The sequence below is a fragment of the Pseudomonas baetica genome (assembly GCF_051216495.1).
GTDB classification, from domain to species: Bacteria; Pseudomonadota; Gammaproteobacteria; order Pseudomonadales; family Pseudomonadaceae; genus Aquipseudomonas; species Aquipseudomonas baetica_B.
Genome location: NZ_JBPKAM010000162.1, coordinates 1 through 8431, shown reverse-complemented (window position 1 = coordinate 8431; position 8431 = coordinate 1). Strand labels below are relative to the sequence as shown.

Sequence of the window (8431 nt, the reverse complement as noted above, 5' to 3'; positions counted from 1 at the left end):
GGTGGGCTCTCCCTCTCTCCCCTCTCCTCTACCCCCCCCCCCCCCCCCCCCCCCCCCCCCCCCACAGGGTTCTACAGTGCCTGCGGAATGGCGCGTAGAATCAACACCCTGAATCAAATCCGAGGTTTTTAGTGGTGGATCTACCCCAGGGCTTCGTCCTGACCCGGCATTGGCGCGATACCCCGGCGGGGACGGAAGTCGAGTTCTGGTTGGCGACCGATGACGGTCCCCGGCGCATCCGCCTGCCTCATCAGCCGTCGGTGGCATTCATCCCGGCCAGCCAGCGCGAGCAGGCCGAGGCGCTGTTGCACGACGAAAAGAACGTCGAACTCAAATCCCTGGCCCTGCAGGATTTCGAACATCGCCCGGTACTCGGCCTGTATTGCCGGCAGCACGGCCAGTTGATGCGCCTGGAAACTACCCTGCGCCGGGCCGGTGTCGACGTCTATGAAGCCGACGTGCGCCCGCCGGAACGCTACCTCATGGAGCGTTTCATCACCGCACCGGTGCGCTTTGGCGGCACGCCAGGGACGGAGGGCCTGCTGCTCGACGCACAGCTGAAACCCGACCCCGGTTATCGGCCGAACCTTCGACTGGTGTCCCTGGACATCGAAACCACCGCCCAGGGCGATCTGTACTCCATCGCCCTGGAAGGCTGCGGCGAGCGTCAGGTGTACATGCTCGGCCCGGCCAATGGCGACGACAGTGCGGTGGATTTCCAGCTCGAGTACTGCGAGTCGCGCACCATGCTGCTGAAAAGGCTCAACGAGTGGTTCGCACGTTTTGACCCCGATGCCATCATCGGTTGGAACGTCGTGCAGTTCGATCTGCGGGTGCTCCACGAACACGCCCGGCGCCTGGGCGTGCCCCTCAGATTGGGGCGCGAAGGCGAGGAAATGCAGTGGCGCGAGCACGGCAGCGGCAACCACTACTTTGCGTCCGCTGCCGGCCGGCTGGTCATCGACGGCATCGAAGCCCTGCGTTCGGCGACCTGGAATTTCCCGTCGTTCAGCCTGGAAAACGTCGCGCAAACCCTGCTCGGCGAAGGTAAATCCATCGACAACCCGTACCAGCGCATGGACGAAATCAACCGCATGTTTGCCGAGGACAAGCCGGCGCTGGCCACGTACAACCTCAAGGACTGCGAACTGGTCACGCGGATCTTCGCCAAGACCGAACTGCTGAAATTTCTGCTGGAGCGAGCCAGCGTCACCGGTTTGCCCGTGGATCGCATGGGCGGCTCGGTGGCGGCGTTCACCCACCTCTACATGCCATTGATGCATCGCCAGGGCTTCGTCGCGCCCAACCTGGGCGGTAAGCCGCCGCAGGCCAGCCCTGGCGGATTTGTCATGGATTCGCAACCGGGACTGTACGAATCGGTACTGGTGTTCGACTACAAAAGCCTTTACCCGTCGATCATCCGCACCTTTCTCATCGACCCGGTGGGCCTGATCGAAGGGCTCAAGCATCCTGACGATGCCGACTCGGTGCCGGGCTTTCGCGGGGCGCGGTTTTCCCGGACCCGGCATTGCCTGCCGTCCATCGTCGCCCGGGTCGCCGAAGGCCGGGAAACCGCCAAGCGCGAGCACAACGCATCGCTGTCCCAGGCGCTGAAAATCATCATGAACGCGTTCTACGGCGTGCTCGGTTCCAGCGGTTGCCGCTTCTTCGATACGCGCCTGGCGTCATCGATTACCTTGCGTGGCCACGAAATCATGCTGCGCACCCGCCAGTTGATCGAAGCACGGGGCCACACGGTGATCTATGGCGACACCGACTCCACCTTCGTCTGGCTGCGCCGCGCCTATGGCCAGCAGGAAGCCGCGCAGATCGGCTGGGAACTGGTGGATTACGTCAACCAGTGGTGGCGCGAGCACGTGCGTAAAGAATATGGCCTGGAGAGTGCCTTGGAGTTGCAATTTGAAACTCATTACAAACGCTTCCTGATGCCGACCATTCGCGGCGCGGAGGAGGGCAGCAAAAAGCGTTATGCGGGATTGGTCACCCGTGCCGATGGCACCGACGAGATGGTCTACAAAGGCCTGGAAACCGTGCGTACCGACTGGTCGCTATTGGCCCGGCAATTTCAGCAGGAGCTGTATTCGCGGATCTTTCATCGCCAGTCCTATCAGGATTACGTGCGCGAGTACGTGCGCAAAACCCTGGCCGGCGAGTTCGACGACCGCCTGATTTATCGCAAGCGCCTGCGCCGCACCCTTGACGACTACCAGCGCAACGTCCCGCCCCACGTACGGGCGGCACGCATCGCCGACGAGTACAACGACCGGCAGGGTCGCCCGCTGCAGTACCAGAACGGCGGCTGGATCAGCTACGTGATCACCGTCGCCGGCCCCGAGCCGCTGGAGATCCGCAGCGCGCCCATCGATTACGACCACTACATCACCAAACAACTGCAACCGGTGGCGGATGCGATCCTGCCGTTTGTCGATGACGATTTCTCAACCCTGATTGGGGGGCAACTGGGCTTGTTTTGAGTCCAGCAGCGACAAGGTCCAATCGTCCAGGATGCCGTGGAAATACTGGTTCAGGGCTTGGTGGAACGGACTGTTTTGCGGGGCGACCTGGGCGAACAGGGTCATCGACGAATGAAACTTCAGGTCGTCCGGGTGGCCGAAAATCGCCGCCACCGAACGCTGTTGGATGTTCAGCACTTCATGGGTACAGGTACGCAGCCGTGCACCCAGCACGGGGTGATCAAGGTAGGCCTGTGCTTCATCCCGGGTGCGGATCGCATAGCGGCGCGACATTTCGCTATCCCCCAGCCCGGCCAACTGCGGAAAAATGAACCACATCCAGTGACTGCGCTTGTGGCCGGCATTGAGTTCGGCTTGAACCCGGTCGTACACCGGGTCTTGCGCCTGGATAAAGCGTTGCAGGTTAAAGGTGTCCTTCTGATCGGTGCTTCTCATTGCGAAGCCCTCTGACACTCATGCTGTCAAGGTGTTGGCTCAGACCATGGCCAACCGCTGCTTGCGTGTAGGCGCTTGAAACGCTTGGTCCAGCGCCTCCAGATCCCCAGCTTCAAGCTTGAGTGCTGCAGCTTGGGCGTTGAGTCGAACGTGCTCGGGGCGAACCGCTTTGGGGATGGCGATCACACCTTTTTGCCGCAGCAACCAGGCCAGCGAAACCTGCGCAGGCGTCACGCCATGACGGGCGGCCACCTGCCTGAGTGTGGCATTGGCCAGCATCTGCCCACCCTGGCCGATCGGACAATAAGCCATGACGGGCATCGCGCGCTGTTGGCACCAGGGCAGTAAATCAAATTCTATCCCCCGTTCCTCCAGGTTGTAGAGCACCTGATTGGTGGCGCAGGCCGGGGCGTTGAGTTCCAGCAGATCATCGACGTCAAAATTGGACACGCCCCAACGGCTGATCTTGCCGGCTTCGCGCAGGCGCTCGAAGGCTTCGATGGTTTCCTCCAGTGGATACTGACCACGCCAGTGCAGCAGGTACAGATCGATGCAGTCGGTATCAAGCCGGCGCAGGCTGCGTTCACAGGCCTCGGGGATGCCCTTGCGACTGGCGTTGTGCGGGTAGACCTTGCTGACCAGGAACACCTTGTCACGCTGACCGGCGATGGCTTGGGCCACGACTTCCTCGGCAGCGCCTTCGGCATACATTTCGGCGGTGTCGATCAGGGTCATGCCCAGCTCGATGCCCTGGCGCAGTGCCGCGACTTCATCTTTGTATCGGGATTTGTCTTCGCCCATTTGCCAGGTGCCCTGGCCGATGGTTGGCACATTGATACCGGCCAATTCGACAGTCCGCATGGATACCCCTTCAGTCCGAATTCGATGTGTGATGAGCAACAGCATAGCCTTGAGGTTCCTGCCGGCGATCGATTGATCGGCGCCGCCACTGCACTTTTTCGCAAACGGTGGCTCTACCCTTGGCCAGCCCGCGGCGATCCCCACCGCAGGCCCATGCCCAAGTTTAAGAACCCATGGCTCGAGCGTTACCCTTCACAATCCCGATAGTGCGCCGCTTCCGCCTGCTGCCGGCCGGTCTGTTCCTCTGCTTCGCCGCCGGCTGCAGCCACCAGGACGGCAACGACCTGTTCACTCAGCTACGCGAAGGCAAACCCCAGGAATTTCTGCAAACCAGTGTCGATCGCATGGCCACCCTGACCATGCGCGACAACCTCGACAGCCTGTATGTGCTGATGAACAAGCTCTACTTGCGCAACCCGGACGAACTGAAAAAGTCCGGTTTCCTCGACGCTCGTATCGCAGGCAAGCAAGTGCGCATGGCCATCGAGCAACAACAACCGCTGCCCACCCTGGGTGGCAAAAAGGACCTGGCGGCGCTGCGTTTCGCCATGAGCCCGGAGTTTCTCGGTGATCGGGTCGGTGCGTTCATCTATGCCATCGGCAGCATGCTGGTCACCGCCCATGGCAATCGCCTTGAGTTTTACATGACCGATGCGATCAACCCGACCTTCGTCAGCAACGCCGCCCGCAACATCGAAATCGCCACCTGGATCCTGAGTCAGCGGCAGAACAAGGACGGCCAGCCCATGCTGTTTTCCAACGAAATTTCGGAGGAGGGCAGCAACCTGAGCTTTGCCGTGGAGTTCGGCAAGATCGTCGCCCGGCTGGACCTGCTGACGCAGATGCTCGACGAGCGCTACCGGCGGATCGGTTTGAATTATGCGCAGAGCTTGTTGTTCCTGAATTTCCTTCCCGTTCAGTGAATTCACCCAAATCCCCTGTGGGAGCGAGCCTGCTCGCGAATGCGTTGTGTCAGGCGCCTGATGTGTTGACAGGCACTCCTTCTTCGCGAGCAGGCTCGCTCCCACCAGGGATCTGTGTGAATGGCATAAAGATAGATCGCATCGATATATGTGGTTATAAGAAAAATCGCTATGCTGCTGGCCTGAAATTTCCCTGCGGTCTATGTGGACGTGTCAATGGATTTAGTGAATATCGGGTTGATCGTGGCCGGGCTGGCTGTCGGGTTTATCGTCGGCATGACAGGCGTGGGTGGCGGGTCGTTGATGACGCCGATCCTCCTGGCATTCGGCATCAACCCGGCAACGGCGGTTGGCACCGACCTGCTGTACGCCGCCATCACCAAGTCCAGCGGCGTGCTGGTTCACAAAAAGAACAACAACATCGACTGGGCCATCACCGGTTGGCTGACCCTGGGCAGTGTGCCGGCAGTGGCCTTGACCTTGTGGTTCCTGAGCAGCCTGAACGAAGCGCCGGATGCGATGAACGCGATCATCAAACAGGCCCTGGGCTTCGTCCTGTTTGCCACGGCGCTGGCAATCCTGTTCAAGAAGCGCCTGCTCGATTTCGCCCACAAGCGCGCCGGTGGTAGCTACAACCCCAGCGGTAAGCGTCTTAATTTCCTGACGGTTATCACCGGGTTGGTGCTGGGCACCATGGTCGCCCTGACGTCCATTGGCGCAGGTGCCCTGGGCACCGTGGCCTTGTTCATCCTCTATCCGCTGCTGCCGACCCGCCGCCTGGTGGGCACCGAAATCGCCCACGCAGTGCCCCTGACCCTGGTCGCCGGCCTTGGCCATGCGAGCATGGGTAACATGGATTGGCACGTGCTGGGCTACTTGCTGGTGGGTTCGCTGCCGGGGATTTACCTGGGCAGCCATTTGACCGGGCGCATCTCTGATGAGCTGTTGCGTCCTTGTTTGGCGACCATGCTGGTGTTGATCGGTTACAAGTTGGCGTTCTGATAACGCCGCTTCATTCGCGGGTGAATATTTCCAGCAGATGCCCGTCCGGGTCATCGAAATACACCCGCCGTCCCCCCGCGTAATCATTGATCTGCTTCGGCCGCTGCTTGCCCGGATCGCCCCACCACGGCTGCCCGCGAGCCTCCAGGCGCGCGAATGCGCGGTCGAACGCATTGTCATCGAGCAAAAACGCGTAGTGCTGCGAGGCAATTGGCGGGTCGTTATCGTAGAAATCCAGCGACACCTGATTGTCGAACCTGACGATCAGCATCGGCCCGAAGGGTTCCGGCGCGGGCAGGGCGAGCAGCTCGACCAGAAAATGTGCCGACCGGTGTTTGTCGCGACACCAGACGATGGTGTGGTTCAGTCGGACGCTCATGGGATGGTCCTCCCGGCGGATCAGATAACCCGTTGTAGTGCTTTCAGATTAGCCCAGCCTGTTGCGCAATGACCGCCCTGACCTAAGCTTGGGTCAAGGCGAACCACATTTGCGAAGCGTCACCGGAACGAACGCCGCAATGCGCAATCAGTAGAGCGTGGATATCAAAAGGAGATGCGCATGCTCATCAGGTCACTGACCCTGGCTACCCTGCTGGCTTTCGCTGGCCCTCTGTTCGCCGGCGACGGCGACTCACCGTTGGATGTCAATAAAGGTCTGTACCGTCCTCTGGTTGTCATTGCCTCGAGTACTGTGGACCCGGTCTGGGTGAGCCTGAAGAAGTCGCTGGAAGATCCGGCCAACAAACAGGGGATCACGGAGCGTAATATCAAGGTCTACAGCGTGTTGAACATGTCTGGCCAACTCGATGGCAAAGACATCGGGCCGCAGGACACCATGGCGCTGATCCGCGCCTTGAAAATGGGCGCGGGGGCGTTGCCTAAAGTTATTCTGATCGGCAAGGACGGCGAGAAGAAACTCGAAGTTTCGGGAGCGGAATCCAGAACGGTGGATCTGAAGAAAATCTTCGACACTGTCGATGCATTGCCAGCGGCCGAGAAGGAAATGGCCGCTCCCACTCCACCACCGGTGGCTGCCGAGGCAGCACCGCCCGCGGCCAAGGGCGCCAAAAATGGCAAACCCGCAAAACCGGCAAAGCCCGCCAAGCCGCCTGAGCAGCCGGATGATTGAGCCGTGAATAAGTTTCCCTGTGGGAGCGAGCCTGCTCGCGAAGAGGCCAGTGCATTCAACATTGATGTCGACTGATACGACCCCTTCGCGAGCAGGCTCGCTCCCACAGAGTAGGCGTTTTCAGACTATTTGGTCAGCGTGCTCAGGATTTGATGAGCCAGCTTCACCCGTTCCGCATTCGGGTAGTTCTTGTTGGCCAGGATCACGATTCCGATCTGCTTTCGCGGCACGTAGGCCACGTAGGCGCCGAACCCACCGGTGGAGCCGGTTTTGTTGAACAGCACATCCTGCCCAGATGCCTGTGGCGGGTTGATCCACTGCACTTCATGGGGTTCAAGTGCCACTTGCGTCGAGTTGCCGGCCTGCAATTGGTCGAGCGTGGCCGGGTAGTTGTAGAACTCCCAACCCAGACCCTGGGTCATGCCGCCGACCTTGTAGTAACCGGTGTGAGTGATAGCTATGGCCTGCTGCAAGGGGGGGGCCAGCTTCGCCGGCTGCATGTTCGCCTGAACATAGCGAATCATGTCCGCCGCGCTGGTTTTCACCCCATACGCTTCCGAATCCAGTGCTCCAGGGGTCACCCGAACCGGCTTGTCGTCCTTGTTGTAGCCCAGCGCATAAAGACTCATCTGGTCCTGCGGCACCTTGAGGAAGGTGTGCTTCAGGCCGAGTTTCGGCAGCAGGGTCTTTTCCATGACCTCATCGAACGGCATACCTAGGCTTTGCGCGGCCAGATAGCCGAACATTCCCAAACTCGGGTTGGAGTACTGGCGATGGCTGCCGGGTGCAAAGGCCGGTTTCCACTGCTTGAAATAGCCGAGCATCTTGTCCGGCGCGTCGAACTCCGCGGGAAATTGCAGCGGCAGTCCGCCGGGGGTGTAAGTGCCCAGTTGCAGCACGCTGATGTTGTCGAATGCGCTGCCTTTCAATGCCGGCAGGATCTGGCTGGCCTTGTCCGACAGGGAGAGCTTACCGCTGGCCACGGCGTAAGCGGCGAGGGTAGCGGTGTAGGTTTTGCTCACCGAGCCGATCTCGAACAAGGTGTTTTCGGAGACGGCGTTGCCGGTTTCCTTCGACGCGACCCCGTAGTTAAAGTAATGCGGTTGGCCGTTGATGGTGATGGCAACCGCCATGCCGGGGATTTGCTGTTGTTGCATCACGGGTTTGATCGCGGCGTCGACGATGGTTTCAATACGATCGACTGCCGTGCAATACCCAGCACCGAACAGGAGCAGGAAAGCGCTATAGGGCGCGTATTTGTTTAACTTCAGATCAGGCATGGCGGGTCGCTTCCTTGAGGTTTTCGAGTCCGGGCTGCGGATGACGTGCCAATCTAGGCAGTCTGTCGAAGATCGACAACCGATGATATTTTGCACCAGCCATTAGAAAAAATAAGATTTGCGGCTCTCGACCCACAACAATCGAGTGGATGTCGCCGCTGAAGGGGTGGTTGCTGCAAGCTGCGCAGATGAGTTAACGGGTGCCGCCTCGGGGGGGGGGGGGGGGGGGGGGGGGGGGGGGGGGGGGGGGGGGGGGGGGGGGGGGGGGGGGGGGGGGGGGGGGGGGGGGAGGGGGGGGGGGGGGGG

Annotated in this window: 8 protein-coding genes; 4 read left to right on the top strand and 4 right to left on the bottom strand. The window is 60.6% G+C overall.

Features of this window, described 5'->3' with window-relative positions; all coding sequences use genetic code 11:
- Nucleotides 1-134 precede the first annotated feature (134 nt).
- A complete protein-coding gene (locus tag ACSFE6_RS29765) occupies nucleotides 135-2495 on the top strand; it encodes a DNA polymerase II (protein WP_435430953.1) in 2361 nt (786 codons plus the stop codon).
- Here ACSFE6_RS29765 and ACSFE6_RS29760 read toward each other — a convergent pair.
- Together ACSFE6_RS29760 and ACSFE6_RS29755 are read right to left on the bottom strand one after the other, a co-directional pair.
- Complete coding sequence (locus tag ACSFE6_RS29760; RefSeq protein ID WP_435430952.1) at nucleotides 2460-2930, bottom strand: DUF1810 domain-containing protein; 471 nt, start codon at nucleotides 2928-2930, stop codon at nucleotides 2460-2462. The two genes, ACSFE6_RS29765 and ACSFE6_RS29760, sit on opposite strands and share 36 nt — an antisense overlap.
- Nucleotides 2931-2969: 39 nt before the next feature.
- Nucleotides 2970-3791: an aldo/keto reductase gene (locus ACSFE6_RS29755; RefSeq protein ID WP_435430951.1), complete on the bottom strand. Its 822-nt coding sequence runs from the start codon at nucleotides 3789-3791 to the stop codon at nucleotides 2970-2972.
- Between the two features lie 173 nt (nucleotides 3792-3964).
- On the opposite strand from ACSFE6_RS29755, the gene ACSFE6_RS29750 reads away from it, so the two are divergent.
- Together ACSFE6_RS29750 and ACSFE6_RS29745 are read left to right on the top strand one after the other, a co-directional pair.
- Nucleotides 3965-4714 carry a hypothetical protein gene (locus tag ACSFE6_RS29750; protein WP_435430950.1) on the top strand — a complete coding sequence of 250 codons (750 nt, stop codon included), beginning with the start codon at nucleotides 3965-3967 and terminating at the stop codon, nucleotides 4712-4714.
- A gap of 216 nt (nucleotides 4715-4930) precedes the next feature.
- The gene (locus tag ACSFE6_RS29745; protein ID WP_435430949.1) at nucleotides 4931-5716 is read left to right on the top strand and encodes a sulfite exporter TauE/SafE family protein; all 786 of its coding nucleotides are present in this window, start codon (nucleotides 4931-4933) and stop codon (nucleotides 5714-5716) included.
- A gap of 10 nt (nucleotides 5717-5726) precedes the next feature.
- Here the strand turns inward: ACSFE6_RS29745 and ACSFE6_RS29740 are convergent, their stop codons facing one another.
- Complete coding sequence (locus ACSFE6_RS29740) at nucleotides 5727-6095, bottom strand: VOC family protein (RefSeq protein ID WP_435430948.1); 369 nt, start codon at nucleotides 6093-6095, stop codon at nucleotides 5727-5729.
- Between the two features lie 180 nt (nucleotides 6096-6275).
- Here ACSFE6_RS29740 and ACSFE6_RS29735 point away from each other — a divergent pair, with 180 nt between their 5' ends.
- Nucleotides 6276-6845: a DUF4174 domain-containing protein gene (locus ACSFE6_RS29735; protein WP_435430947.1), complete on the top strand. Its 570-nt coding sequence runs from the start codon at nucleotides 6276-6278 to the stop codon at nucleotides 6843-6845.
- 125 nt (nucleotides 6846-6970) lie between these two features.
- Here the strand turns inward: ACSFE6_RS29735 and ampC are convergent, their stop codons facing one another.
- Nucleotides 6971-8125, bottom strand: coding sequence for a class C beta-lactamase (ampC, locus tag ACSFE6_RS29730; protein ID WP_435430946.1), 1155 nt, complete (start codon nucleotides 8123-8125; stop codon nucleotides 6971-6973).
- Nucleotides 8126-8431: the final 306 nt, after the last annotated feature.